The organism is Burkholderia sp. Bp9004 (assembly GCF_003858025.1).
Classification (GTDB): domain Bacteria; phylum Pseudomonadota; class Gammaproteobacteria; order Burkholderiales; family Burkholderiaceae; genus Burkholderia; species Burkholderia diffusa.
Map to the genome: position 1 here is coordinate 270,323 of NZ_QTQD01000004.1, position 25,451 is coordinate 295,773.

General features: G+C 68.6%; 23 protein-coding genes. 12 read left to right on the forward strand and 11 right to left on the reverse strand.

The genetic code is table 11. The features are described 5' to 3' along the window. Positions 1-24: 24 nt before the first annotated feature. Both DIE08_RS07265 and DIE08_RS07270 read left to right on the forward strand, forming a co-directional pair. Positions 25-690 carry a response regulator transcription factor gene (locus DIE08_RS07265; protein ID WP_124901449.1) on the forward strand — a complete coding sequence of 222 codons (666 nt, stop codon included), beginning with the start codon at positions 25-27 and terminating at the stop codon, positions 688-690. Further along, positions 677-2,098 (forward strand): sensor histidine kinase, encoded by a 1,422-nt coding sequence (locus tag DIE08_RS07270; RefSeq protein WP_124901450.1) that lies wholly within the window; start codon positions 677-679, stop codon positions 2,096-2,098. The genes DIE08_RS07265 and DIE08_RS07270 overlap by 14 nt, the downstream gene beginning before the upstream one ends. 218 nt (positions 2,099-2,316) lie before the next feature. On the opposite strand, the gene DIE08_RS07275 is transcribed toward DIE08_RS07270, so the two are convergent. Further along, positions 2,317-2,748: an Lrp/AsnC family transcriptional regulator gene (locus DIE08_RS07275; protein ID WP_006753967.1), complete on the reverse strand. Its 432-nt coding sequence runs from the start codon at positions 2,746-2,748 to the stop codon at positions 2,317-2,319. Between the two features lie 295 nt (positions 2,749-3,043). Between DIE08_RS07275 and DIE08_RS07280 the strand changes: the two genes are divergently transcribed. Together DIE08_RS07280 and ctlX are read left to right on the forward strand one after the other, a co-directional pair. Then, the gene (locus tag DIE08_RS07280) at positions 3,044-4,123 is read left to right on the forward strand and encodes an ornithine cyclodeaminase (RefSeq protein ID WP_124901451.1); all 1,080 of its coding nucleotides are present in this window, start codon (positions 3,044-3,046) and stop codon (positions 4,121-4,123) included. A gap of 59 nt (positions 4,124-4,182) precedes the next feature. Continuing rightward, entirely contained in the window at positions 4,183-5,184 is a 1,002-nt protein-coding gene (gene ctlX / locus DIE08_RS07285; protein WP_260436470.1) for a citrulline utilization hydrolase CtlX, read from the forward strand. A gap of 153 nt (positions 5,185-5,337) precedes the next feature. On the opposite strand, the gene DIE08_RS07290 is transcribed toward ctlX, so the two are convergent. From DIE08_RS07290 to DIE08_RS07305, 4 genes are all read right to left on the reverse strand, one after another. Continuing rightward, the gene (locus tag DIE08_RS07290) at positions 5,338-8,118 is read right to left on the reverse strand and encodes an Hsp70 family protein (RefSeq protein WP_124901452.1); all 2,781 of its coding nucleotides are present in this window, start codon (positions 8,116-8,118) and stop codon (positions 5,338-5,340) included. 5 nt (positions 8,119-8,123) lie between these two features. Next, entirely contained in the window at positions 8,124-9,965 is a 1,842-nt protein-coding gene (locus DIE08_RS07295) for an Hsp70 family protein (protein ID WP_124901453.1), read from the reverse strand. Beyond that, on the reverse strand, positions 9,962-10,552 hold the full coding sequence (locus DIE08_RS07300; RefSeq protein WP_124620768.1) for a DUF2760 domain-containing protein: 591 nt from the start codon (positions 10,550-10,552) through the stop codon (positions 9,962-9,964). Before DIE08_RS07300 ends, DIE08_RS07295 begins: the two co-directional genes overlap by 4 nt. A 269-nt stretch (positions 10,553-10,821) precedes the next feature. Next, the gene (locus DIE08_RS07305; protein WP_059601208.1) at positions 10,822-11,262 is read right to left on the reverse strand and encodes an Rrf2 family transcriptional regulator; all 441 of its coding nucleotides are present in this window, start codon (positions 11,260-11,262) and stop codon (positions 10,822-10,824) included. Between the two features lie 143 nt (positions 11,263-11,405). Between DIE08_RS07305 and DIE08_RS07310 the strand changes: the two genes are divergently transcribed. The 5 genes from DIE08_RS07310 (at position 11,406) to DIE08_RS07330 (ending at position 16,569) form a co-directional block, all read left to right on the forward strand. Beyond that, the gene (locus tag DIE08_RS07310; RefSeq protein WP_124901454.1) at positions 11,406-12,320 is read left to right on the forward strand and encodes an NAD(P)/FAD-dependent oxidoreductase; all 915 of its coding nucleotides are present in this window, start codon (positions 11,406-11,408) and stop codon (positions 12,318-12,320) included. 205 nt (positions 12,321-12,525) lie between these two features. Then, positions 12,526-13,452, forward strand: coding sequence for a LysR family transcriptional regulator (locus DIE08_RS07315; RefSeq protein WP_124901455.1), 927 nt, complete (start codon positions 12,526-12,528; stop codon positions 13,450-13,452). Positions 13,453-13,565: 113 nt separating this feature from the next. Beyond that, entirely contained in the window at positions 13,566-14,696 is a 1,131-nt protein-coding gene (locus tag DIE08_RS07320; RefSeq protein WP_124901456.1) for a DSD1 family PLP-dependent enzyme, read from the forward strand. A gap of 150 nt (positions 14,697-14,846) precedes the next feature. Next, positions 14,847-15,818, forward strand: a complete 972-nt coding sequence (locus tag DIE08_RS07325) for an ornithine cyclodeaminase family protein (RefSeq protein WP_124901457.1) — start codon at positions 14,847-14,849, stop codon at positions 15,816-15,818. A 28-nt stretch (positions 15,819-15,846) separates the two neighbouring features. Continuing rightward, the gene (locus DIE08_RS07330) at positions 15,847-16,569 is read left to right on the forward strand and encodes an HAD family hydrolase (protein ID WP_124901458.1); all 723 of its coding nucleotides are present in this window, start codon (positions 15,847-15,849) and stop codon (positions 16,567-16,569) included. Between the two features lie 72 nt (positions 16,570-16,641). Here DIE08_RS07330 and DIE08_RS07335 read toward each other — a convergent pair whose 3' ends face one another. Both DIE08_RS07335 and DIE08_RS07340 read right to left on the reverse strand, forming a co-directional pair. Then, positions 16,642-17,259: a glutathione S-transferase family protein gene (locus DIE08_RS07335; protein ID WP_059601195.1), complete on the reverse strand. Its 618-nt coding sequence runs from the start codon at positions 17,257-17,259 to the stop codon at positions 16,642-16,644. Between the two features lie 94 nt (positions 17,260-17,353). Next, positions 17,354-17,722 carry a hypothetical protein gene (locus tag DIE08_RS07340; RefSeq protein ID WP_124620756.1) on the reverse strand — a complete coding sequence of 123 codons (369 nt, stop codon included), beginning with the start codon at positions 17,720-17,722 and terminating at the stop codon, positions 17,354-17,356. A gap of 82 nt (positions 17,723-17,804) precedes the next feature. On the opposite strand from DIE08_RS07340, the gene DIE08_RS07345 reads away from it, so the two are divergent. Then, a complete protein-coding gene (locus tag DIE08_RS07345) occupies positions 17,805-18,272 on the forward strand; it encodes a MarR family winged helix-turn-helix transcriptional regulator (protein WP_124620754.1) in 468 nt (155 codons plus the stop codon). 139 nt (positions 18,273-18,411) lie between these two features. Here DIE08_RS07345 and DIE08_RS07350 read toward each other — a convergent pair whose 3' ends face one another. Beyond that, positions 18,412-19,623, reverse strand: a complete 1,212-nt coding sequence (locus DIE08_RS07350) for an MFS transporter (protein WP_124901459.1) — start codon at positions 19,621-19,623, stop codon at positions 18,412-18,414. 70 nt (positions 19,624-19,693) lie between these two features. On the opposite strand from DIE08_RS07350, the gene DIE08_RS07355 reads away from it, so the two are divergent. Beyond that, positions 19,694-20,743: an AraC family transcriptional regulator gene (locus DIE08_RS07355; RefSeq protein ID WP_124901460.1), complete on the forward strand. Its 1,050-nt coding sequence runs from the start codon at positions 19,694-19,696 to the stop codon at positions 20,741-20,743. 93 nt (positions 20,744-20,836) lie between these two features. Here the strand turns inward: DIE08_RS07355 and DIE08_RS35530 are convergent, their stop codons facing one another. Beyond that, positions 20,837-21,004 carry a hypothetical protein gene (locus DIE08_RS35530; protein ID WP_175814644.1) on the reverse strand — a complete coding sequence of 56 codons (168 nt, stop codon included), beginning with the start codon at positions 21,002-21,004 and terminating at the stop codon, positions 20,837-20,839. Between the two features lie 56 nt (positions 21,005-21,060). Further along, on the reverse strand, positions 21,061-22,947 hold the full coding sequence (locus DIE08_RS07360) for a DUF3857 domain-containing transglutaminase family protein (protein ID WP_124901503.1): 1,887 nt from the start codon (positions 22,945-22,947) through the stop codon (positions 21,061-21,063). 268 nt (positions 22,948-23,215) lie between these two features. On the opposite strand from DIE08_RS07360, the gene DIE08_RS35535 reads away from it, so the two are divergent. Next, positions 23,216-23,359 (forward strand): hypothetical protein, encoded by a 144-nt coding sequence (locus DIE08_RS35535; RefSeq protein ID WP_170296457.1) that lies wholly within the window; start codon positions 23,216-23,218, stop codon positions 23,357-23,359. A 42-nt stretch (positions 23,360-23,401) separates the two neighbouring features. Here DIE08_RS35535 and DIE08_RS07365 read toward each other — a convergent pair whose 3' ends face one another. Beyond that, complete coding sequence (locus DIE08_RS07365; protein WP_124901461.1) at positions 23,402-25,372, reverse strand: APC family permease; 1,971 nt, start codon at positions 25,370-25,372, stop codon at positions 23,402-23,404. Positions 25,373-25,451 lie beyond the last annotated feature (79 nt).

A 25,451-nucleotide genomic window follows, 5' to 3' on the forward strand; every position in this document is an offset into this window, starting at 1 on the left:
ACTCATCTACCTGCAAACGGCACCATGCGCATTCTCGTCGTGGAGGACGATGCCGAAATCGGCGCGGCGATCCGCAGCCGCCTCGCGCGGCTCGGCCATGCCGTCGATCTCGAAACCGACGGCTCGACCGCGAACGGATTGCTGCGCGTCGAGCGCTTCGACCTCGTCGTGCTCGATGCGAACCTGCCCGGCCTCGACGGCTTCTCGGTGCTGCGCAACCTGCGCGCGTCGGGCAGCACGACGCCGGTGCTGCTCGTTACCGCGCGTTCCGCGATCGACGACCGAGTGAGCGGCCTGGGCCTCGGCGCCGACGACTATCTCGTGAAGCCGTTCGACTACCGCGAGCTCGATGCGCGCGTGCAGGCGCTGCTGCGCCGCAACAGCGGCCATGCGAATGACGTGCTGACGCTCGGCGGCCTCGTGATCGACCGCAGCAGCCGGCTGGCCGAACTCGACGGCCAGCCGCTGTCGCTTTCGCGCCAGGAATTCGCGCTGCTCGAGATTCTCGCAAGCCGCCCGCAGCGGATCTTCTCCAAGGACGAACTGCTGAACCAGCTGTTCAGCTTCGGCAACGAGCCGACCGCGAACGCGGTCGAGCAGTACGTGACACGCGTGCGCAGGAAGCTGCAGGGCAGCTCGGTCGAGATCCGCACCGCGCGCGGGATGGGGTATCAGATTGCCGCGCATTGACTGGTTCCCGAAGACCCTGTTCGGGCGCACGCTGCTGTTCATCGCGCTCGTCGTCGCGACCGGCGCACTCGCGCTCGCGGCGATCGCACGCTACTACGCGGGCGTCGCGGCCGAACGCGCGTACGACCAGTTGCTCGCCGGCGCGTCGATCCAGGTCGCGGAGAACCTCTACGTGCAAGGCGGCGTGCTCGCGCTGAACCCGCCCGTCGCCGCGTTGTCGACGCTGTCGCGCTACGACCTCGTCTACTACAAGGTCGTCGATTCGCGCGGTATCGTCGTGGCCGGCTACAACGATCTCGCGAGCCCCGCGACGCTCGCCGCCGCGAAACAGGGCCCCGCGTTCGCGAACGCCGTCTACCAGGGGCACCGGATCCGCACGGCGACCATCGCGCGCTACATGCCCGAGGAAAGCACGCCCGGCTGGGCGCTCGTGACCGTTGCGCAAACCACCAACGCGCGCCAGCAGCTCACGAACGACATGAGCATCAAGGTGTGGACGCTGATCCTGCTGATGAGCGTGCTCGCGATCGGCGCGAGTGGCCTCGCGATCCGGCGCGGCCTGCGCCCGCTCGCGCAGATCGGCACGCTCATCGCCGCGCGCGACCCGGCCGACCTGCGGCCCGTGGCCGTCGATACGCCGAGCGAGATCGACGCGATCATCGGCTCGATCAACGGGTTGATACACCGCCTGGCCGAGCGCATCAACGCAATGCAGCGCTTCATCGCCGACGCAGCGCACCAGATGCGCACACCGCTCGCGCGGCTCGACGCGCAGATCGAATTGCTCGACGGGGAATCCGATCCCGCGCGCCATGCGGCACGGCTCGACGCGCTGCGCGCGACCAGTGCGGACGTCGGCCGCCTCACGGGGCAGTTGCTCAATCATGCGATGGTGATTCATCGCACCGAGGTCGTGCCGCTGCAACCCGTCGACCTCGTCGCGCTCGCGAAGGACGTGCTCGGCCGCACGATTCCGCTCGCGGACACGCGCGATGTGGCCGTCGCGTTCGCGAGCGACGCCCCGCATGCGTGGATCGACGGCGATGCGATCAGTCTGCAAGAAGCGTTGTCGAACGTGCTGCACAACGCGCTGCTGCATGGACATGCAGACGATATCGTCGTGTCGGTCGCCAGCGCGGGCAACGCGGATCAAGCGGTGACGCTGACCGTCACCGACAACGGGCGGGGGATTCCGCGCGAGCATTGGGAGGCGGCATTGCAGCCGTTCGTCCGGATCGCGCCGGACGGCAGCGAGCGTCGAACCGGGTCGGGGCTCGGGCTCGCGATCGTGCAGGAAGTCATGAAAGCGCACGGCGGGCGCATCGGGTTCGCGTTTCCGGATGCCGGCGGGTTCGCGGTGGTGATGACGTTTCCGAGGGCGGCGACGCAGCGCGCAGGCAAAGCTTAGGTTACCGTATGATCTGACATACGACCGATCGAACGCCACATGGCGACAGACGCTCAGTCGTCGCTGTCGCGATCGTCGTCGGCATTGTGCCCCTCATGTCGCGCCACCAGCCGGTCCATACTGGCGGCCGCAGAACGGCCACCACAACGTGTCGACGTCGGCGCGTTTCCTGACATCCGCAGCATCGCAACTTCAGCAATAGCAATGCAACTGGATAGCTACGCCTTGTGCGTCGACAGCAGAATGCTCGTCTCGGTACTCGCGATGCCGTCGATCAGCCGGATCGCGCCGAGCACGCGATCGAAATGCTCGAGCGAATCGGCATGCAGCTCGGCGACGAGATCCCAGCGGCCGTTGGTGCTGTGGATCGACGCGACATTCGGATGCCCGCGCAGCACCTTCACCACCTCGGCGCCGCGATTGCCCTGCACCGCGATCGACATCAGCGCGCGGATCCGGTGCCGTTCGGCCGCCGGCTTGAGCCGTACCGTGTAACCGACGATCACGCCGTTTTTCTCCAGCCGCGTCAGCCGGTTCTGCACGGTCGCGCGCGCGACGCGCAATTCCTTCGCCAGGGCGACGACGGGCAGCCGCGCGTTGTCGCGCAGCAGCGCAATCAGCTGCCGGTCGACGTCGTCGAGCGTGATCATGAAGGGGCCTTCCTGTTGAGCGTGAACCGGCCGCCAGCGTGCCGGAGGCTGCGCATTCCGACCAGCGCGAACCGGGCAAACTGCCGGATATGGCCGGCATTTTGACAAGTCTATCGATAAATCTGCCACTTTTGCCGTCTTTTTGTTGGCTCGACTCCCGGAAATAATGACTCCATCGACCGGCCGAATACGCCGTGCCGCCGCTTTTCAGCAAGCCCGCGCCCGCACCGAAGCATCGCCCGGTCGACCGGAATGCCAGGACACCCGTACCGGCAAAGACAATGGAGACAGACCGATGACTCGCTTCCTCGACGTTCCCGCCACCGCCCGCCTGATCGCCAAAACCGGCGTCACGACGTTCCTGCGCGAACTCGTCGACACGCTGCGCGCCGATTACCTGCAGTGGGCCGATTTCGACAAGTCGCCGCGCGTCGCATGCCACTCGCGCGACGGCGTGATCGAACTGATGCCCGTCGCGAACGCGTCGCTGTTCGCGTTCAAATATGTGAACGGCCACCCCGTCAACGCGACGCGCGGGATGCACACGGTGATGGCATTCGGCGCGCTCGCCGAAGTCGATACCGGCTACCCGCTGCTGCTCGCCGAACTCACGCTGACGACCGCGCTGCGCACGGCCGCCACGTCGGTGCTCGCCGCGCAGGGTCTCGCACGTCCCGACTCGCGCACGATGGCACTGATCGGCAACGGCGCGCAGAGCGAATTCCAGGCGATCGCGTTCCACACGCTGCTCGGCATCGACGAAATCCGCGTGTTCGACGTCGATCCGCTCGCAACCGACAAGCTCGTGCAGAACCTCGCCGCATACCCTGAATTGCGCGTCGTGCGCGCCGCATCGACCGCCGACGCCGTGCGCGGCGCCGACATCGTGACGACCGTCACCGCCGACAAGGCGTACGCGACGATCGTCACGGCCGACATGATCGAGCCCGGCATGCACCTGAACGCGGTCGGCGGCGATTGCCCCGGCAAGACCGAGCTTGAAGCGGGCGTGCTGCAGGCGGGCCGCGTGTTCGTCGAATTCGAGCCGCAGTCGCGCATCGAAGGCGAGATCCAGCAGATGCCGGCCGACTTCCCCGTCACCGAACTGTGGCGCGTGCTGCAACGCGAAACGACCGGCCGCGAACGCGCGGACGAAGTCACCGTGTTCGACTCGGTCGGCTTCGCGCTGGAGGACTACTCGGCGCTGCGCTACCTGTACGCGCTCGCGCAGCAGCACAACGCCGGTGTCGAGATCGCGCTGATTCCGCCGGCCGTCGACCCGAAGAACCTGTTCGCGCTGATCGATGACCCGGCCGCGATCGCGCAGGGTCACGCGGCGTTCGTCACCGAAGCCGTCGCCGCATTCGCGCGCTGACCGTCATCGCCGGGCGGCCCGTGCGCTGCCCGGTTCCCTGCCTTTCGCTCCTGCCTTCCATGAATCTCGTATCGATCCAGGCGCCGGCCGCCGTCGTGATGATCCGGCCGCACCGTTTCCTGCCGAACCCGCAGACCGCGGCCGACAACGCGTTCCAGCGCACGGCCGGGGGCGGCTCGACCGACACGTCGTCGGTGTCCGCCGCCGCACGCGACGAAGTCACGGCCGCCGCGCAGACGCTCGCCGATGCGGGCGTGCGCGTGCACGTGTTCGACGACCACGGCGAGCGCGACACGCCCGATTCCGTGTTCCCGAACAACTGGTTCTCGACGCATCCGGGCGGCCACGTCGCGCTGTATCCGATGCACAGCCCGAACCGCCGCCGCGAGCGGCGTGCGGACATCGTCGAGATGCTGAAGGCCGAGTATCGCGTGCAGGACGTGATCGACTATTCAGGTCTCGAATGCGACGACGTGTTCCTGGAAGGCACCGGCGCGATGGTGCTCGACCACGTCGCGCGGATCGCCTATACCGCGCGGTCGCGCCGTGCCGATCCGGTCGCGCTCGAACGCTTCTGCACGCACTTCAATTTCGAGCCGATCTGCTTCGATACGGCCGACGCCGACGGGCGCCCGATCTATCATACGAACGTGATGATGAGCGTCGCGACGGAGTTCGCGATGGTCGGCCTCGACCTGATCGCCGACGGCCGGCGCCGCGCCGAGATCGCGCAACGCCTGACTGAAACGGGTCGCGCGGTGATCGCGCTCGATCAGTCGCAGATCGCGAACTTCGCGGGCAATACGCTGGAATTGTCGGGAAGAAACGGGCGTGTGCTCGCGCTGTCGCGGCGTGCGTTCGATTGCCTCACACCTGACCAGCGTGCGGTGATCGAGCGCTCCGCGCGGCTGCTGCCGCTCGACGTGCCGACGATCGAACTGGCCGGCGGATCGGTGCGCTGCATGCTCGCGGGGATTCATCTCGCGCGGCGGGCGGCCGTGCCGGATACGATCGCCGCGGAGTCGGCCGCATTGCCACGCGAGACGACGCCGCCTATCTGACCGACAGGATCACAAAGCGCAAACGGCTGCCGATGCGATGCAACGGCAGCCGTTTTTTTGTTCGAAGGGCATTGAATCGGCGCGCGTCAGCCCGCATCGGCAACGCCGCGAAATGCTCCGGTATCCGAACGATACCGGAGCACATCGCGCCACTCACCCGGCCAGCAGCTTCAACCCGGCCGGCAGCGTTTCGCCGAACACGCGCGCCGTGTCGGCTTCGTCGAACGCGATCGCTTCGCGCACCATGTCGATCCATGCGGCCGACGCATTCGCGGCCGACAGACGCTTGATCACCGCGTCGCGCGTATCGTCCGGCAGGTCGCGTGAACGGTCGCCCGTCATCCGGGCAATCTGCGCGGCCGCGAACGCGGCCGGCTCGACCTGCTTCCAGTCGAGCGCGAACAGCGCGTCGAGCCAGCCATTGACGACTTCCGCAGGCACGACGCTATGCGCGCTGCCGTAGAACGGCCGGCGCGCACCGATGCGCCCGAGCGCCCACGCACACAGCGCGCGCTCGGCCGGCTTCTGCAATTGCGCGATCAGGCGCTCGGCCAGCTCGACCTTGCGCTCGACGGGCAATCGTTCGAGCGACGCGGACAGCCGCGTCATGTCGGCCGGGCCGACCTTGCCCGGATCGAACGGCAGCTTGCGCCGCTTGTCGTCGGACGGTTCGAGGAACGCGATCGCGTCGCGCACCTGCGTCTGCGCATCGTCGTCGAGGCCGCCGGCCACGCGCCGCCACAGCGTCCACCACTCGGACCACACCTGCCCGTCGTTCACGTATTGAATGCCGTCGTCGAACAGCGGCCACAGCTGCTCGATGCGCCATGCGTCGAGCGGATGGCCGAAGCCCGGGCGCAGGCAATAACCGGCGAGGTTCAGCCACGCGCGTTCGTGATCGGCCGAGCGACGGCGGCGCCGCGCCCGCGCAAGCAGCGCGTCGAACAGTTCGCGCGCGAGCGCGACGTCCCACTCTTCGCGCGGGCCGAGCACCTGTTCCAATTGCGCGCGCAACCGGCGCGTGTCCTTCGGCGTGACGTCCGCGGCCTTGCTGCCGAACGAGCGCTCGATCAGCTCGATGGCCTGGTCGAGACGCGGATGCCGCGCGGATGCATCGTCGCCGCCGTGCGCCGGCGCGTCGCCGCGCAACTGGAATTCGAGCCGCCAGCGGCGTGCCGCGTCGTCGGTCGCGATGCAATGCATTTCGAGCGTGCCGACCTCGGTCAGCGACGCGGTGAGCTTCACAGGCGTTTCGCGCGCATCGCTGCCCGCCTGCCGCTCGACGACCGTCGCGATCGGCGGCAGCCGCACGAAATCGCCGCCGTCGAGTGCGACGAGATCGCCGGGACGGTACGCGGTGTCGGCCACCGTCGACACGAGGTGGAAACGCACCGGCTGCCCGAGCTGCAGCGCGAAGGTACGATCCTCCAGCCGGATCTCGCGGCCCTCTTCCGCTCCGCGCGGCAGCAGGCAGACGCCGCGCGCGGCTGCATCGCCGGCACCGTCGTCCAGCACGAGGAAATAGCTGCGCGCGGAACCGCCGCCGATGCGCGGCGCATGCCCGGCGCGCGCGAGGCCATACGCCACCGCGCCGCGCGCGACGGCCACGTCCGGATGCGCGTTGTGCAGCACGTCGAGCGGCGCGCCGCGCCACGCGCCGAGCGTCTGCGCGAGACGGCCGGCGAGCGCGCCCGCACGGAACACGCCGCCGTTGAGCAGCAGCGTGTCGGGCAGCGGGCCTTCCGCGTGACGGTTCAGGAACGCGGCGACGTGCCGCGTGACGGCCGGGTCGCTCGCATACGGCAACCCGAATTCGACGATCGCCGCCCGCGCGCGGCGCGGCAGTTCGCCGGCCTCGACCTGCGGAAAGAAACCGTCGACGACGATCTGTTCGACTTCCTGCCGTGTCAGTTCGGCCGAACGCGCGCCGCCGACGAGCTTGCTGCCCGCGCCGAGCAGCGTGACGGTGACCGACGCCGGTGCATCGTCGCCGAGCAGCCGCTCCTTCGCGGCGCGGCAGCGCTCGACGAGCTGCGACAGGCTCGCGGCCGACAGCCGCGTGCCGGGCTCGGTCAGCCGCGTTTCGACCAGGCGCGCAAGCGCGAGGTCCATGTTGTCGCCGCCGAGCATCAGGTGATTGCCGACGCCGACGCGCGTAAAGGTCGGCTCGCCGCCGTCGCCCGGCGCGACATCGACGAGCGTGAGATCGGTCGTGCCGCCGCCGACGTCGCAGATCAGCACGCGCCGCGCGTCGGCGAACGTGTCGCGCAGCGTTTCGCGCTGGCCGTACAACCAGTCGTAGAACGCGGCCTGCGGCTCTTCCAGCAGCCGCAGCGCGGGCAGCTTCGCGCGCCGCGCGGCCTCGACCGTCAACGCGCGCGCGCCGTCGTCGAACGACGCGGGCACCGTCAGGATCACGTCCTGCTTCGCGAGCGGCGCATCGGGAAAACGGGCATCCCACGCGTCGCGCACATGCGCGAGATAGCTCGCGCTCGCGTCGACCGGCGACACCTTGTCGACGCCGTCGGCCGCGCCCCACGGCAGGATCGCGGCGAGCCGGTCGACCGATGCGTGCGACAGCCAGCTCTTCGCGCTCGTCACGAGCCGGCCCGGCACCTGCGCGCCGAGCGTGCGCGCATAGCGGCCGATCACGGGCGGCAGCGCGTCACCAGCGGCGCCGTCACGGCCGCCACCCGAACGGGCGGCCGCGTCGCGCGCGCCGGCCGCCTGCCACGGCAACCTCAACGCGTCCGCCGCGAGCTCACCGGCCGCCGGGTGATAGCGCACCGACGGCAGCAGCGGCTGCGCGGCCACCGCGCCGGGGCCGACCAGTTGCTCGACGTCGAACACGCGGATCGCGTCGGAGCCGGCCTCGACGTATGCGACGACCGTGTTGCTCGTGCCGAGGTCGATGCCGACCGTATAGCGCTTCATCGTGCTCAGGCGGCGCCGCGCACGTCGAACTCGACCTTCCAGCGCTCGTCCGTGCCGCTCGGGATCGCCTCGAGTTCGAGCGTGCCGGCTTCGGTCACGCGCGCATGCAGCTTCACGGGCACGATCTCGCCGACCGTGCGCCCTTCGGCGGGCAGCGTCGCCTGGATTTCCTCGAGTTCCTGAAGTTCTTCCGGCGACCAGTAGTCGAGCAGCGTGCCGACCTGGTCCTGGCGGCGCACCGACGATCCGAAGAAGCGGAACTGCACCGGCTCGCCGACGACGAGGCCGAACTCCTGCGGCGGCAGCGCCGCGTCCGAGCCTTCCTCCATCCCGAACGGCGCGACGCACAGCGCCTGCACCGGCGGCTCCAGCCCCGGCACCGCGGGCATCGCCGATTCGATCGCGACGTAGTACGCACGCGCCGTGCCGCCGCGAATACGCACGCCACGGCCACGCTTCACGTAACCGTAGTAAGCCGCGCCGCGCGCGACCGCGAGATCGAGATCGGCGCCTTCGAGCAGGCGTGCGGGCGGCGCGCCCTCGGCGGCGAGCCAGCTGTTGAGCGTATCGAGCACGCGCTGCGTGAGCAGCGTCGACTTGAACACGCCGCCGTTGAACAGCACGGCCGTCGGATGCAGGAACGTCGCGCCTTGCGGCAGCGTGCGCTGCACGCCTTCGAGCGTGTCGAGCGCCGCGACCTGGCGGCCAAGGAACGCCGCGAGATGGCGCGTGATGCCCGCGTCCTGCGCATACGGCAGGCCGAGTTGCGTCAGGCCGACGCGCGCGCGGCTCACCGGGCGCGCGGCCGCATCGACCTGCGGGAAGAAGCCTTCGAGGATCGTCTGCGTGAGTTCGGCGCGCGTCAGTTCCGTGCGGATCGAACCGCCGATCAGCTTCGAGCCGCGACTCGGCACGACGAGCGGCACCGCATCGGTCGTCGGGTCGGACAGCAGCGTTTCCTTCGCGGAGCGGCATGCGTAGGTCAGCGCACGCAGTTGCCACGGATCGGCCTGCGTGCCCTGCTGCGCGAGCTTGCGCGCGACCACGTGCGCGAGCGCGAGGTCCATGTTGTCGCCGCCGAGCAGGATGTGCTCGCCGACCGCCACGCGATGCAGTTCCAGGTTGCCTTCGCGCTCGACCACCGCGATCAGCGACAGGTCGGTCGTGCCGCCGCCGACGTCCACGCACAGGATCAGGTCGCCGACCTGCACCTGCTTGCGCCAGCCGCCTTCGCTCTTCTGGATCCAGCTGTACAGCGCCGCCTGCGGCTCCTCGAGCAGCGTCATCCGCGAATAGCCGGCGGCACGCGCGGCTTCCGCCGTCAGTTCGCGAGCGGCCGGGTCGAACGACGCGGGGATCGTGACCGTCACGTCCTGGTCGGCGAACGGCGCGTCGGGATGCGCGTGATCCCACGCTTCGCGCAGGTGCGTCAGATAACGGATCGAGCTTTCCAGCGGCGACACGCGCGACACCTCGGGCGGCGCATCGCTCGGCAGAATCGCCGCGCGGCGATCGACGCCCGGGTGGCACAGCCAGCTCTTCGCGCTCGAGACGAGGCGGATTGGCGTGCCCGCGCCGCGAGTGCGCGCCATTTCGCCGACCGCGAAGCCGCGCGAGGCCGTCCACGGCAGCGTCAGATCGCCCTGCGTCAGCTCGCTTTCATGCGGAAGATAGAGGAACGACGGCAGCAGGTCGCGCGACTCCAGCGCGCCGGGCGCGGTCAGCTGCGCGATCGGCAGCACCTGCTGCGTGATCTTTTCGCCGTCGCTCGCGGCGCTGTCGACGTACGACAGCGCGCAATGGGTCGTACCGAGGTCGATACCGATCGAATAGCGCGGATCGCTCACAGTTCCACCTCCGCCGGTGCAACCACCGATGCGTCGTGGCTGCCCGTCAGCTTCGGCAGGCGCACGTCGGCCACGCGCCAGCCGCGATGGCTGACCGTACCCGTGAACGGCGCGGAACCGACCACGTTGCCCGTCACGCGCACGGCCGTCGCGTCGAAGCCGGCCGGCAGCGTCACGCGGCTGCCTTCGGCTTCATCGCGCACCGGCACGATCGTGAAGTGCTCGCGCAGCGCAGCGCGGCAGCCGTCGTGCACGAGGCGTGCGGCGGCGCCGATGTCGGCGTCCGCATAGCCGGCGATGTCTTCCTCGACGAAGTCGATGAAGCGCGCATCGCGCTGCAACAGGCCGAGCAGTTGCAGCGCGGCTTGCGGGCTCGCTTCGCGCAGCTCGGGGGCCGGGGCCTTCGCGGGCGCGGGCGCCGGAGCCGCGGCGGGGGCCGGCGCAACCGGCGCCGGGGCGACCGGTGCCGGGGCGCCGTCGCGCACGCGCAGCACGCCGGCCGCGAACTCGCGGTTGCCGAGCACGGAGAAGAACGTGCCGACGGCCAGCGACAGCCGGCCGAAGAAGGACAGGTTGGATTCGGGCATGGGGTCTGGACTCCTGTGGGCTCGCGACACGGCGAGCATCTTGCCTGGGCGCCCGGTGGCGGCGTGCGATTGCGCACTGCCACCGCCCGGCGCATGATTCGGGCGCGCCCTCTCGGGTGCGGAAAACCCGTATTTTGCCCTGTGGCGGGCAAACCGGGCAGAAGTTGGGGGACAGAACATGGCGGCGCGCGGGTTTCGCGCCGCGCCGGATGCGTCGGAATGCCGGCTATAGGGTGACGGTCGGGTGACGGTCGCGATGTTGCGGCGCGTCAGCGCGGCTTGCGGCGGCGCGCCGCCTTCGCCTCGAAATCGCGCGACAGCATGCCGAGCGTGACCTCCCCGAAGCGCGCAAGCAGCACCGCTTCGGCCTCCTTCAGCGTGGCCGACAGATGCGCATTGACCGCCTGTTCGACCAGGCATTCGGGTGCATCCTCGGCCACCAGATCGGAAAATACCGGCGGCTCGCCCACCGCGCGATAGACGTCGAGCAGCGTGATGTCGTCGAGCGCGACGCTGAGCGCCCACCCGCCGCCGTGCCCTTTCTCCGACTGCACGTAGCCGCAGTCGCGCAGCCCGCCGAGCAATCGCCGCACGACGACCGGATTCGTGCACAGCATCGCCGCGATCGCCTCCGACGTCAGCGGGCCGTCGGCCTGGTCCATGTGGATCAGCGCATGCAGCATGCGCGACAAACGGCTATCGGTTCTCACGGACGGTTGGCTCCCACTCTCGAAACTTATGAAGTTGCATGAATGATACCATCGGCCTATCATGCAACTTCTCGTGTTTCATGAGTTGGCCGCCATCGGAGCACGTTCTTCGCTTGATACGGATTCAGGAAAGGAGTGACCACATGCAGAGCCATCATGAAGTGATCGTGATCGGCGGCAGCTTTGCCGGGATGTCGGCCGCGATGCAGCTCGCACGCGCACGGCGCCGCGTGCTCGTGATCGATGCCGGGCGGCCGCGTAATCGTTTTGCCGAACATGCGCACGGATTTTTCGGGCAGGACGGCAAGCCGCCTGCGCAGATCGTCGCGGAAGCCGCCGCGCAACTCGCGACCTATCCGACCGTGCAGCGGATCGCCGGCGAGGCGCGCACCGCCGAGCGCGATGCGAACGGCCGCTTTCACGTGACACTGGCGGACGGCAGCCGTGCAAGCGCCGAGCGGCTGATCCTCGCGACCGGCATCCGCGACGAACTGCCCGCGCTGCCGGGGCTCGCGGAACGCTGGGGCGTCAGCGTGCTGCATTGTCCGTATTGCCATGGCTACGAGGTGTCGGGCCGGCAACTCGGCGTGCTGGCGACGCATCCGCTTTCCGTGCATCAGGCGATCCTGATTCCTGACTGGGGACCGACGACGTGGTTCACGCAACGCGTAGTCGAAGCGAACGAGGAGGAAGCCGCATTGCTCGCCGCGCGAGGCGTGCGTATCGAACGGTCGCCGGTCGTCGAGATCCTCGGCGAAGCGCCGCGGATCGACGCGCTGCGGCTCGCCGACGGGAAAGTCGTGCCGATCGATGCGTTGTTCATCGGCGCGCGCACGGAGATGGCGAGCGATCTCGCCCAACAGCTCGGCTGTGCGTTCGACGACGGGCCGCTGGGCACGGCGATTCGCGTCGATACGTGGAAGCAGACGAGCATTCCCGGTGTGTTCGCGGCCGGCGATGCGTCGAGCCTGATGACGAATGCGACGTTCGCGTCGGCATCCGGCGTCGCGGCCGGCGTGGGCGCGCATCGGTCGTTGATTTTCGGGCTCGACGCGTGAAGTGAACGAAGCGGCGTGCGGGGTGACGCAGCGTCATCCCGCTTTCCCTGCGCGATGGCCCGGTCAACGCCAACCCCGTTCGCCGGGCAGGCATTCCCGCACGTCGATCCTCACAAACGCTTGTCGATATCCGAACATGCGTCGATGGATTCATCATGCAATGTGGTGTTTAATGCTCGGCAACATCAGCATTAAAAGATACGAAATGCTCGACCTCGACGATCTTCGACTCGTGCGCGCGATCGGCGCGTCGCACTCGTTGGCATCCGCCGCGCGCCTGCTCGACCTCACCCCGCCCGCGGTCACGATCCGCCTGCAGCGGATGGAGGCACGACTCAATGTCCGGCTCGCCGTGCGGCGGCCGAAAGGGATCGCGTTGACCGACGAGGGTCAGCGGCTGTACCAGGAAGCCGTCGGGATTCTCGAGCGCGTCGAGGCACTGCCGGCCAACATCTCCGGCGATCACGGCGACGTGCAGGGCACGCTGCGCGTCGTCGCGCCGTTCGGCTTCGGGCGCAAGTACGTCGCGCGGATCGTGCGTGACGTCCAACGCGCGCATCCGAAGCTCGAAATCTCACTGCACCTGTCGGAGAGTCCGCTGACCAGCGCGTCGGGGGCCGACGTGGTCGTCCATGTCGGCAGCCTGAAGTCGTCGTCGTGGATCGGCTATCCGCTCGCGCCCAACGAGCGCTTCCTGTGCGCGAGCCCCGGTTACGCGCGGCGCATCAACGAACTGGACCATCCGTCCGATCTCGCCCGCTACGACTGCCTGTGCCTGCGCGAAAACGACGAGGACGTTCCGCGCTGGCGCTTCTCGCAAGCCGGCGATGGCAAGGGCGAATCCAGGCGATCGGCGGTGATTCGCGTCACGGGCGCGCTTTCGTCGAACGACGGCACCGTCATCACCGACTGGGCACTGGCCGGGCTCGGCATCGTCGAACGCTCCGAGTGGGACGTCGCGCCGCTGCTGGCCAGCGGCAAGCTGGTCAGGTTGCTGCCCGACTGGCATCTGCCGCCCGCGCCAGTGACCGCGCTGCTGCCGTCGCGCACCGGCCGCTCCGCGCGGCAACGGGTCTTCCTCGAAGCCGCGACACGATTTTTCGATCCGCCGCCGTGGCGCGGCAAGGCATGAGCGACTTCCCGCGATTAAATCGCGCTTAATGATCAATTTGGCACACGTTAAACACGCTGCTGGCCAAACACCCTACAGTGTTCGCTGTCGGCAAACCACCGAGGCAACGCACCATGGGCATCCCGCTTCCGAATACCCCCGCCGCATTGATCGACGTCGGTCGCATGCGTCATAACATCGCGCGCATGCAGGCGCATCTGGACGCGCTCGGCGTCAGGTTCCGGCCGCACGTGAAGACCACCAAATGCCAGCATGTCGTCGACGCGCAGATCGCGGCCGGTGCGCAGGGCATCACGGTGTCGACGCTTAAGGAGGCCGAACAATTCTTCGCGGGCGGCGTACGCGACATCGTCTATGCAGTCGGGATGATTCCCGCCAGGCTCGGCCAGGCGCTCGCGCTGCGCCGGCAGGGCTGCGACCTGAAGATCGTCGCCGACAGCCTGCAGACCGCGCACGCCATCGCCGAATTCGGGCGCGAGCACGGCGAGCGCTTCGAAGTCTGGATCGAAGTCGACGTCGACGGTCACCGCTCGGGGATCGTGCCCGACGACGACCTGCTGATCGACGTCGGCCGCGCGCTGTTCGACGGCGGGATGACGCTTGGCGGCGTGCTCGCGCATGCCGGCTCCAGCTACGACTACGACACCCGCGACGCGCTGGTCGCGATCGCCGAACAGGAGCGCAGCCGGACCGTGCGCGCCGCGGAACGCCTCAGGGCCGCGGGGTTGCCCTGCCCGATCGTGAGCATCGGTTCGACGCCGACCGCGTTGTCCGCGGAGCACCTCGACGGCGTGACGGAAGTCCGCGCGGGCGTGTACGTGCTGTTCGACCTCGTGATGCACAACGTCGGAGTGTGCGCGCTGTCCGACATCGCGCTGTCGGTGCTGACCACCGTCATCGGACACCAGGAAGAAAAAGGCTGGGCCATCGTCGACGCGGGCTGGATGGCGATGAGCCGCGATCGCGGCACGCAGCGGCAGGCGCGGGATTTCGGCTACGGGCAGGTGTGTACCGAAGACGGTGAAGTGCTCGGCGAGTACGTGATGAGCGCGGCCAACCAGGAGCACGGCATCGTGTCTCGCGCGGGAATGGCCGACACCGCGATCGCAAAGCGGTTTCCGATCGGCACCCGTTTGCGGATCCTCCCGAACCACGCATGCGCGACCGGTGCGCAGCACCCGGAATACCACGCGCTGGGCAGCGACGGCACCGTGCAGACCTGGCCGCGCTTCTACGGATGGTAGGACACCTGAAGGCGACGACCGGTGCAGCGGCGGATGTCGAACGAAGAAACCGGCCACCGCACCGTCGCCCGATCGGAATTGACTATTTTTCCAAAACTATACAAACTTTAAAGATCGCGATTCGCATCGCATCCGACAGGCTCTCCCACCATGCCGACTGACGCCCACCTCCTTCTTCTCGACCGGGATGTCGTCGAACCGGCCCTTCAAGCCGAACCGGTGATGGCGGCGGTGCGCGAAGCCTTCGTGCTGCACAGTCGACGTGCGGGGCGCGTGTTCCCGGTCGTGCGCGAAAGATTGCACACCGGCGGCGTGTTCGGCATCAAGTCCGGCGACGTCGCGGGCCAGGATCTGCTCGGCTTCAAGGCAGCCGGTTTCTGGCCCGGTAATCGAAGCCGGGGCGGCGAGCCGCATCAGGCGACGATCGCGCTGTTCGATCCGGCCACCGGCCGTCCGCTCTGCATCATGGACGGCAATGCGATCACCACCGCCCGGACCGGTGCGGCCGGCGGCCTCGGCCTGCAGGCGCTGGCACGCCGCGACAGTACCCGCATCTGCGTGTTCGGCACCGGCGTGCAGGCGCGCGTCCAGCTCGACTACGCGCTCAGTCTGCTGCCGCAACGATGCTCGGTGCAGTATGTGAACGTCAGCGGCGAACCGGACGCGGTGTTCGAATCGGCATTCCGCGAACGTTGCGACATCCGTGTCGCACGGGACCGGAACGATGCCGTAGCCGACAGCGATGTCGTCATCACGGCAACGCCGGGCGGCGGCCCGCTGTTCGACGCGGACGCGGTTCAACCCGGCACCCACCTGACCTGCGTCGGCGCGGACACCGCGGGCAAGCGCGAGCTTCCCGAAGGCGTATTGGCGCGCGCGCGCATTTTCGTGGACGATCACGAGCAGGCGCGCAGCATCGGCGAATGCCAATGGGCGCCCGATCTGCCGCGTGCTGAAATCGGCGACGTGCTTGCCGGCACCGTGCCCGTTGATCGATCGCCGGACGAGATCACCGTGTTCGACATGACGGGACTCGCGCTGCAGGACCTGACCGTTGCGCGTTTCCTGTACCGGCAGGCCGTCGAAAACGACGCGGGACGTTCGATCCCGTGGCCGTGGTGAACGGCACTGCGTGGTATCTTCCATCGCCATGCGCCTATCCAGAGTTTCCGCCCTCTCGTTCGATCTCGACGACACGCTTTGGCCGTTCGGACCGTCCGTCGAACGGGCCGAGGCGTCGCTGCATGCGTGGCTGATCGCGCACGCGCCCGGTACCGCGAGCGTCGTGCCCACGTCGCAGGCACTGGGCCAGCTGCGCATCGAATACGAACGCTCGCGGCCGGACCTCGTCAGCGACTTTCGCGCGTTGCGCATCGGATCGATCCGGCTTGCGCTCGAACGCGCGAACGAAGACCTCACGCTGACCGACCGCGCGTACGACGTGTTCTATTCCATGCGAAACCAGGTCGAGTTCTTCGACGATGCATTGCCGGCGCTCGAGTGGTTGAGCGCGCGATTTCCGCTGATCGCGGTGACGAACGGCAATGCGGATCTTCGGCTGACCGGCGGCGGCGAGTTCTTCCGCGAAACGCTCAGCGCGCGTGCGTGCGGGTTCGCGAAACCCGAGCCGGAAATCTTCCATGCGGCCGCCGCGAAACTCGGCGTGCCTGCGGCGGAACTGCTCCACGTCGGCGACGACTTTCACCTCGATATCGTCGGCGCGTTGAATGCGGGGCTGCAGGCAGCATGGGTCGTGCGCCACCCGGGGACGGAAGCGGAGCACGCCGCGCGGCGTGCCCCGTCCCCACATCTGACCGTTCACGACTTGTCGGCGCTGTGCCGTGCGCTCGGCGGCCCCGTCGACGCGTCGTAACCGCGAGCCCGCAAGGCTGCGAGTTCGCGCGGTCGAGGTCGATCACCCACATCGGCACGACCGGCCACCGTTTCACGCCGCCTTGCGCGCGTCCGCGATCCGTTGCGGCGCCTTCGGTCGCGCATAAAGCCGCTCGAGATACGCGCGCAATTGCGGGAACGGTTCGATCAGGTGGCATTCGCTCGCCCAGTCGATCAGGTAGACCGTCACGCAATCGGCCACCGTCAACGCGTCGCCGACGATGAATTCGCGTCCTTCGAGATGCTTGTCGAGGATCGCGGCCATCGTCGCGAAGTCCTCACGCGCCAGCTCGATATCGGCCGGCGAGCGCTTTTCGGGCGGATAGAGGAACGAATGGCGCGTAATCCGCCACAGCGGCTGTTCAAGCTCCGTCACCGCGAACATCACCCACCGATAGGCCTGCGCGCGCAGCGCCAGATCGACGGGCAACAGCGCCTTCTCCGGGTACTTGTCCGCGAGATACAGCACGATCGCGGCCGACTCGGGAATCACCAGGTCGCCGTCCACGAGCACGGGCACCTTGCCGGCGGGATTGAGGCGCAGGAATTCGGGCCGCTTGTGCTCGCCCTCGAGCAGGTTGACCGACACGAACTCGAAATCCGCATCCAGTTCCTTGAGCCCCCAGAGCGCGCGTTGCGAGCGCGTGCCGGCGAATCCGTAAAGCTTCATCGCAATGTCTCCATCGATAATGTCGGGGAAAATCGCCGCGCGCAGGCGACGGCCCATCGGCCGCGACGACCGCGCACGCAGCGCCTGTCGCCGCTCACATGCCCGGCACCGCGAGCACCGGCATCACGTCGATCGCGTCGCCAGGGAACAGCGTGAAATGCGGATGGCCTTCGAACAGCGCGGCGGCCGCGTCGTGCGATGCGGCGCGCACGACGGTGAAGCCGCTCATCGCATTGGTGGTGTCCGTCACGCCGCCCGCGCCGATGGTCTTGGTCTTGCCGAGCGGCCCGCCGAGCTCGACGATCGCATCGCGATGCCGGTCGACCCACGCGTGCCACGCGGCGATCCCCTCGCGCTCCCGCGCACGCCGCTCGTCCTCGGGCAGCGCCATCCACGCCTTCATGCCCGGGCTATCCTTGCTGCCGAGGAATACCGCGAGATACAACTGCTGTTGCGCACTCATGCTTCCTCCGTCCGATGGCGGGAACGACGGGCTGCCGCTCCCCGCCCTTGACACAATAGGTTGATATCAACACAATTGCAACATGGCACGCAAAGAACAGCTCCCTTTCGAAACGACGCTGATGGTGCGCGATTGCTGCCTGTGCCTGCACATGCAGCGCGCGGCGCGTAATCTCGCGCGCATCTTCGACGATGTGCTGCGTCCGCTGGATCTCACCAACGGCCAGTTTTCGCTGTTGATGTCGCTGAACCGGCCGCAGCCGGCCGCGATGAAATCGGTCGCGTCATTGCTCGCGATGGACCGCACCACGCTAACCGCCGCGCTCAAGCCGCTCGAGCGGCGCGGGCTGCTCACGATCACGCAGGATCCGGACGACAAGCGCAGCCGCCTGCTCGAACTCACGCCGGCCGGCCATCAGTTGCTGGCCGAAGCATTCCCGCTATGGCAGCAAACGCACGCCGAGATCGAACGGCCGTTCGCAGCGGGCGAAGTCGATGTGTTGCGCGGGCAGTTGCGCGCGCTGTCGGAGGATCCGGCTACGCGCGGCTGACGCGGCGCGCCATGCGGTGACAGCGGGCGCGCCGCAACGTGCAGCGTGCCCGCGCGGGTCACTTCATCCAGACACGCCGGTTTCTCCCCGGTCCGAACAGCAGGCCGATCCGCGCTCGCGTCGATCGCCCGCATGCATCTCACTCGGCGAGCGCCGGCGCCACGCCCACCCGCTTCGGCACGCCGGTCACGATCGTCGCGACCGCCACGGCCAGCACCGCGGCCGCGCCCAGGAACACGCCGCCCGCGCCGTTCGCGTCGAACACGACGCCGCCCGCCGCCGCGCCCGTCGCGATCGCGAGCTGGATCGCCGCGACGATCAGCCCGCCCGCGCTTTCGGCCTCATCGGGCACGGTGCGCGTGACCCACGTCGACCATGCGACCGGCACGCCGCCGAACGCCATCCCCCACAACGCCACGAGCACCGCGTCGATCATCGGTGCGCGGCCGAGCGCGACGAGCGCGACGCCGAGCACGACCATCAGCGCGGGCATCCCGATCAGCATCGGCCGCAGCCGGTGTTCGAGCACGCGGCCCGCGAGCGACGTGCCGACGAAATTGGCAATGCCGTAGCCGAGCAGGATCGCCGACAGCCCGTTCACGCCAACGCCGGCGACCTGTTCGAGGAACGGCCGCAGATACGTGAAGAACGCGAAATGACCGGTGAACACGAGGATCGTCGCGAACATCCCGAGGCCGACGGTCGGCCGGCGCAGCACGTCGACGAGCGTGCGCAGCCGCGTCGTGCCGCTCGGCGGCATGGACGGCAGCGTCATCACCTGCGACGCGAACGCGAGACCGCCGAGCCCGGCCGCGATCAGGAACACGTTGCGCCAGCCGATCAGGTGCCCGAAATAACTGCCCATCGGCGCGGAGGCGATCGTCGCGACCGCCACGCCGCTGAAGATGATCGACAGCGCGCGCGGCACCATCGCCGTCGGCACGAGCCGCATCGCGGTGGCGGTCGCCATCGTCCAGAAGCCGCCGAGCGCGACGCCGAGCACGACGCGGCCGATCAGCAGCGTCGTCAGGTCGGGCGCGAACGCGACCGCGAGATTGGACGCGACGAGCAGCACCGAGAATGCGAGCAGCACGCGCCGGCGGTCGATCGTGCGCGTCAGCGCCGAGATCAGCAGGCTCGTGACGAGCGCGACCGTCGCGGTGGCCGTGACGGCCTGGCCGGCCACGCCTTCGGTCACGCCGAGGCTGTCGGCCATCGGCGTGAGCAGGCTCGCGGGCAGGAATTCGGCGGTGACGAGACCGAACACGCCAAGCGTCATCGCGAAGACAGCGCCCCAGGCCGGCTCGCGGGGGGCCGCCGTGCTGGCGGCAGAGGAGATTCCGGGATTCATGCGTCGTTCCGAGTCGTGTAGGGAAAATACTGATGACGGCGTATCGTAAGGAACGACGACAGGACGGTCTATGACATACAATCCGTTCTTATTGATCGATCGTCCGAATTTCGCGATGTCCGAGCCCCTGCTTCCTCCCGTCCCCGACGTGCACGACCTCGTCAGCGAGCTGCTGCTGGGGATGCGCCTGAGCGGCGTCCAGTACCGCCGCATCCAGGTCGCACGGCCGTTCGGGCTGAGCTTCGGCCAGGCGCCGGGCCGCGCGCAGTTCCATTTCGTCGGGCGCGGGCCCGTGCTGCTGCGCGACGAAGCCGGCGCAACGATGCGGCTCGAGGCCGGCGATGCAATCCTGCTGCCGCACGGGCGCATGCATGCGCTGGTGTCCGATCCGGACGCGCCGTGCCGCGAGATCCACGGCTTCGAAGCCGCGAAGATTTGCGATACGGTCGCATCGGTGGCATCGGCCGGCACGTCGCCCGCGGCCTGCGCAACGACGGAGCCGGGCGCCGGCGACGCGCTGATCTTCAGCGCATGCATGGAGCTCGACCTCGGCGGCATGCAGCCGCTGGTCGGCGCGATGCCCGAGTTCATGCACGTCGGCACGCTGCTCGCGCGCTACCCGGAAATCCGCCCGATGCTCGACGCGATGGAACGTGAATCGTGCTCCGAGCGCGCGGGCTTCGCGGGCATCCTCGCGCGGCTCGCGGACGTGGTCGCGGCATTCATCGTGCGCGGCTGGGTCGAGTGCGGATGCGGCGACGCGGCGGGCTGGGTGCAGGCGCTGCGCGAGCCGAAGCTGGGCCGCGCGATCGTCGCGCTGCATCGCGACCCGGGCCGCAACTGGAGCGTCGCGGAGCTGGCCGCCGAAGCGGGCGTGTCGCGCTCGGTGTTCGCCGAGCGCTTTCTCGCGGCGACCGGGATGACGCCCGTGCGCTACCTGACCGAGCTGCGGATGCGGCTCGCCGCGCAGTGGATCGCGCGCGAGGGCGAGACGATCGAAGCCGTCGCGTACCGGCTCGGCTATGGTTCGCTGGCCGCGTTCAGCCGCGCGTTCAAGCGCGTGGTCGGAAAGCCGCCGGGCGCCGTGCGTGCCGAAGGCGACACGCACGCCGACGTGTGACGTGTAACGCTTCGCGTGCAGCGCGGGGCCAAGCGAACGCCTGCCGAGTCACGCCGGCATCGCTCGATGCGCCGTCGCACGCGACGATTGCGTTCAACCGCTGTGCGCGTCGAGCGTGTCCACCAGCGCCGTCGCGCACTCCACGGCCAATGCCGCGCACTGTTGCGCATCCACCGGCTCGCCGTTCGTCATCGCGCCCTGCACGATCCGGCCCAGCAATTCCTTCGCCAGGTCGGCGATCTCGTGTTCCCGTTCCGTCATGATGTCGCTCCTGCGCGCCGGCCGATGACGGCGACGCGCTCATTGCCGCTGCCCGCTCAATGCCCTTTCGCCCGCACGACGATCTGCGCCTGCGTGTCGCGTTCGATGCGTTCGAGCGACGCGCGCAGCGCCGTGAATTCGTCGGACGTGCAGACCTGGCGGCCGAATTCGGCCGTCATCCGCCGCGTGACCTGCACGATGCGCGTGGCCGCATCGAATACGTAATGCGACGCGAAGTCGACGAAGCGGTCGTGCACGGCCGCATCGGTCGGCAGGTCGCTCACCGCGACGTCGGCCGGCAGCGCGATCTGGCCGGTCTCCTCGAAACTTCCGCCGATGCACGTCCACGGCTGCGTGCGCACGGGTTCGGCCAGCCAGCCCTCGACCTGCGTCGCGATGCCGCCCGTGAGGCTCGACAGCACGGGCACGGCGGTCGTGCCGTCCGGCCACACGAAGTGATCGAGCGTGCCGTCATACGTCACATCGAACGGGCCGCCCGTCGCACGGCGATCGCTCGTCGTGATCCGTGCGCTACCGCGCAGCCCGCTTTGCCGCAGGCGTTCGTTCGCGAGCTGCCGGATGCGGTCGGGCGCTGCGCGGCGAAACAGCGTGCGTTCGAGCTCTGCGGTCCAGCCGTCGTCCACGATGAGCGCGTGAAACCGCGCGGCGCCCGGTTGCGCGGCATCGATCGCCACGCGCGCGGTGCGGCGCTTCGTCTGCACGGCGGGCGTGCGCGACAGCACGCCGGTGTCGACGAGCAGCGCCGGCCGATCCATCACGATCGGCGGCAGGTAGCCGAACGCGATGCCGGCCGTCGTCGTGTCGGCGTAGAGGCCGAGATCGGGCAGCCACGTGATCGCGTGATTGATCGCGCCGCCGCCGTAACCGGGCACCGACGGCAGCGTGTACACGGAGCCGAGATTGATCAGCACCGGTTCGCTGCGGATGCCGACCGCCGCGATCAACGCGCCGAACAGCGCGACATGGTCCTTGCAGTCGCCGTAGCGGTTGCGCAGGATGTCGGTCACGCGATGCGGCGCGGCGGCCGTCTCGCCGAGAAAGAGCGCGACGTAGCGCACGTTCGCCTGCACCCAGTCGTACAGGATGCGCGCCTTGTCGTGCGGATCGGCGGCGTCGGCGGTGAGCGCGCGTGCGAGTTGCACGACGGCCGGATCGTTCGCGCTCGGGTCGACGGCCGCGTTGCGGTAGCGCGCGGCGAATGCCGCATGGTCAGGCAGCGTGGAGACCATGAGCCGGTCGCCGTAGGTCGGGTAGCCGACCGCGCCGCTCTCGATGCGCTCGTAAGGGCCGTGCCGGTAGTCGAATTCGTAGCGCGTGCGGCCGTTCGCGGTCACCGGCGGCAGCGCGACGTAGCCGCGCGCGTCCGCGTGCAGCGTCATGTCGGCCGGCACGTCGAAGATCAGCCGCTGGTTCTCCACCGGCTCGCGCGACGGCTCGACGTAGTAGCCGAAATAACCCGCGTTGACCGGCCTCGTGCGCGACTTGCGGAACGCGATGCGCGTGCCCGACCCGGCCTCGACACCGGGAAACACGACCGTGCGCAGCAACCCGTCTTGGAACGTCGGCGCGCCGGCCGAGCGCGGCTCCTGGACGTCGCGGATGCCGTCGGGGCCGACCGGATGCGCGACGCCGTCGCGATCGATCGTCTCGGCCGCGAGCAGGTCGACCTTCTCCAGGTTCTTGTCGAACCACACGTAGCGCTGCGCGACCGCATCGATGCCGTTCGCGTTGTTCGCGCGCAAGGTCGAATCGTCGTGCTCGTCGAGCGACCCGTCGTGCTGGATCACGAATTCGTGGACATCGCTGACGAGCGTGACGGGCGCTTCGTCGGCCACGTCGTTCGCTGCGTCCACGGCCGGGCCCGCGCCCGGCGTCGCACCGACGGCATTCGATGCGCCGAACGCGGCGGCGCATGCCAGCATCCAGCCGGCCAGGCCGACAGAAAAGCGCACCACATCGCACCTCGTCGCGGTTCAAGGAAAGCGCGGTCACGCAGCGGACAGGGCTGACCGCGCCCCCCTCGTGTCGGCCAGTGTGGGCGCCGCACCCGCACGCGTCAAGCCGTTGCGCGCCGACCTACAATGAGACATGGAAGCGTCATCGCGTGCGGCCGCCGGCATCGGCTCGATCGCCGAACGACGGCGATGGATCGTCCGCGTGCGACGAGGAGGCACCATGGAAAACGGGATCGTGGAAATCGTCGTGCTGCTGGCGTTCGTCGCGCTCGCCGTGCTGTTCTTCGTCAAGCGTCCGGGGCGCGACCGGCTGAGAGCCAAATTCCGTCATCCGCCGCTGCGGCGGCCCAACCGCCCGCATCGGCATCATCAACCCTGACGGCTGCCACCGGCAGTCGCTCACGCGCTTGCCGCTCCATCGCTACCCGACGTTCATCGGCAGCAGCACCATCTGCTTGCCCTCGACATGCAGGCGCGCCTGCAACTCGACCGGTGTCTGGTTGTGCAACCACGCGGTCAGGAAATTCACGCGCCTGAAGATCAGCTTGCTCGCGAAGCACACGGCGTTCGGATAGTCGTCGAGCGTCGACGATGCGAGGTTCATGAATTCCACGACGGGATTCGTACCGAACGCGATCCGGTAGTCGGCGGCGATGCCGTGGCGGCGACAGTGCGCGACGTAGTATTCGAGCGCTTCGGTGATCGAGTGACGCAGCCGTTCGAGATGTTCGTGCCCGTCGTACGCCTTCGCATCGACCTCGCCGACCGCGAGGAAGATCACGTTGCGAAAGTGCCCGGGAAACAGCCGGTTGACCCACAGCAGCGCGTGCATGCTCGCGCCGCGATGCTTGCCGACCAGCAGCACGGCCGTCGGTTGCGATGGGTCGGGCTTGCCGGGCGCGGTCGCTTCGTCGACTTCCGGCGGCGCCCCCGAGAACAGCGCGTCCTCCTTCGCGAGCTGTGCGCGCGTGTACGCGTAGTGGCGGTTGATCATGAAGCACAGCGCGATCACCGCGCTCGTCACGAGCACCGTGAGCCAGCCGCCGGCCGTGAATTTCTCGACCAGCGTGATGACGAGCACGGTCGCCGTCACGGTCAGCCCGAGCGCGGACAGGAAGAAATGCTTGAACCAGCCGCGCTCGCTGCGATGGCGCCACCAGTACGTGCATAGCCCGAGCAGCGACATGCTGAACGTGAGGAACACGTTGATGCTGTACAGCACGACGAGCACGTCGACGCTGCCGTGCGTCCACAGCAGGATCAGCAGGCTCGACAGGCCGACGACGATGATGCCGTTCTGCCGCACGAGACGCGTCGACAGGTCGCGGAAATGGCGCGGCACCCACGAATCGGACGCCATGTTCGACAGCACGGCCGGGCCGTCGAGAAAGCCCGTCTGCGCGCCGACCATCAGCAGCCCTGCCTCGAACGCGAGCACGGCCGCGAGCAATGCATGCCGCGCGAACGCGGAGCCAAGCCCGAGATGGTCGATCACGCTGCCGAACACGACCGCGTTGAGCGTCTGGCCTTCGACCGGCCGCGCGTGCCACAGCATGTACAGCAGGATGATGCCGCCTGCCGTGAACGCGAGCGACGTCGACATGTACCACATCGTTACCTTGCCGTTCGGCACGCGCGGATCGGCGAGCATGTTCACGTTGTTCGACACGGCCTCGAGGCCCGTATAGGTGCCGCCGCCGAGCGAGAACGCGCGCATCAGCAACGCGAGCATCACGAACACGCCGAGCGACTGCGACATCCCGTGCGCCTCGTGCACGGCATCGGGCACGATCGTCGCGAGGTTGCTGCCGTGCACGGCGACGCCATACACGATCAGCGCGAAGTGCAGGACGACGAAGCCGATGAAGATCGGCAGCAGCACCATGATCGATTCGCGCATCCCGCGGAAGTTGAGCCCCGTCATCAGCAGGATCAGCACGATCTCGGTCGTGAGCTTGAACGCCTGCGCGCTCACCGGCAGCAGGCTGAAGAACGCGTCGACGCCGCTCGCGAGCGAGGTCGCGACGGTCAGCACGTAGTCGACCAGCAGCGCCGCGCCCGACACGAGCCCCGGCTTCGCCCCGAGCAGCGCGGTCGAGACGCGGTAGCCGCCGCCGCCGGTCGGGAACAGCTCGATCACCTGGTTGTAGCCAAGCGCGATGATGAACACGGTCGCCGCGGTGGCACACGCGAGAAACAGCGCGAGCGGCGTGTGGTGCGCGAGCGCGAGGAACGCCTCCTCCGGGCCGTAGCACGACGACGACAACCCGTCGGCGCCGAGCCCGACCCAGGCCAGCAACGGCGTCACGGCGATCGCGTGACGCGTGCGCGGATCGAGCGGGTCCAGCGGCTTTCCGACGAGCAGCTGCCACATCTTCTGGAATGCGGTCATGGTCTCCTCCCGGAACGCCGGGCGCGGCGGCGTCATCCTCTAACGCTAGCCGACGCCCGGCCGCCGCACCAGTCCGCAC

What these genes read in the sequence shown, in the direction of transcription:
- DIE08_RS07265 (WP_124901449.1), top strand. Translation starts at nt 25, where the DNA reads ATGCGCATTCTCGTCGTGGAGGACGATGCCGAAATCGGCGCGGCGATC.
- DIE08_RS07275 (WP_006753967.1), bottom strand. Translation starts at nt 2,748, where the DNA reads ATGATCACGCTCGACGACGTCGACCGGCAGCTGATTGCGCTGCTGCGC.
- DIE08_RS07280 (WP_124901451.1), top strand. Translation starts at nt 3,044, where the DNA reads ATGACTCGCTTCCTCGACGTTCCCGCCACCGCCCGCCTGATCGCCAAA.
- ctlX (WP_260436470.1), top strand. Translation starts at nt 4,183, where the DNA reads ATGAATCTCGTATCGATCCAGGCGCCGGCCGCCGTCGTGATGATCCGG.
- DIE08_RS07290 (WP_124901452.1), bottom strand. Translation starts at nt 8,118, where the DNA reads ATGAAGCGCTATACGGTCGGCATCGACCTCGGCACGAGCAACACGGTC.
- DIE08_RS07300 (WP_124620768.1), bottom strand. Translation starts at nt 10,552, where the DNA reads ATGCCCGAATCCAACCTGTCCTTCTTCGGCCGGCTGTCGCTGGCCGTC.
- DIE08_RS07310 (WP_124901454.1), top strand. Translation starts at nt 11,406, where the DNA reads ATGCAGAGCCATCATGAAGTGATCGTGATCGGCGGCAGCTTTGCCGGG.
- DIE08_RS07315 (WP_124901455.1), top strand. Translation starts at nt 12,526, where the DNA reads ATGCTCGACCTCGACGATCTTCGACTCGTGCGCGCGATCGGCGCGTCG.
- DIE08_RS07320 (WP_124901456.1), top strand. Translation starts at nt 13,566, where the DNA reads ATGGGCATCCCGCTTCCGAATACCCCCGCCGCATTGATCGACGTCGGT.
- DIE08_RS07325 (WP_124901457.1), top strand. Translation starts at nt 14,847, where the DNA reads ATGCCGACTGACGCCCACCTCCTTCTTCTCGACCGGGATGTCGTCGAA.
- DIE08_RS07330 (WP_124901458.1), top strand. Translation starts at nt 15,847, where the DNA reads ATGCGCCTATCCAGAGTTTCCGCCCTCTCGTTCGATCTCGACGACACG.
- DIE08_RS07335 (WP_059601195.1), bottom strand. Translation starts at nt 17,259, where the DNA reads ATGAAGCTTTACGGATTCGCCGGCACGCGCTCGCAACGCGCGCTCTGG.
- DIE08_RS07340 (WP_124620756.1), bottom strand. Translation starts at nt 17,722, where the DNA reads ATGAGTGCGCAACAGCAGTTGTATCTCGCGGTATTCCTCGGCAGCAAG.
- DIE08_RS07345 (WP_124620754.1), top strand. Translation starts at nt 17,805, where the DNA reads ATGGCACGCAAAGAACAGCTCCCTTTCGAAACGACGCTGATGGTGCGC.
- DIE08_RS07350 (WP_124901459.1), bottom strand. Translation starts at nt 19,623, where the DNA reads ATGAATCCCGGAATCTCCTCTGCCGCCAGCACGGCGGCCCCCCGCGAG.
- DIE08_RS07355 (WP_124901460.1), top strand. Translation starts at nt 19,694, where the DNA reads ATGACATACAATCCGTTCTTATTGATCGATCGTCCGAATTTCGCGATG.
- DIE08_RS35530 (WP_175814644.1), bottom strand. Translation starts at nt 21,004, where the DNA reads ATGACGGAACGGGAACACGAGATCGCCGACCTGGCGAAGGAATTGCTG.
- DIE08_RS07360 (WP_124901503.1), bottom strand. Translation starts at nt 22,947, where the DNA reads ATGCTGGCATGCGCCGCCGCGTTCGGCGCATCGAATGCCGTCGGTGCG.
- DIE08_RS07365 (WP_124901461.1), bottom strand. Translation starts at nt 25,372, where the DNA reads ATGACCGCATTCCAGAAGATGTGGCAGCTGCTCGTCGGAAAGCCGCTG.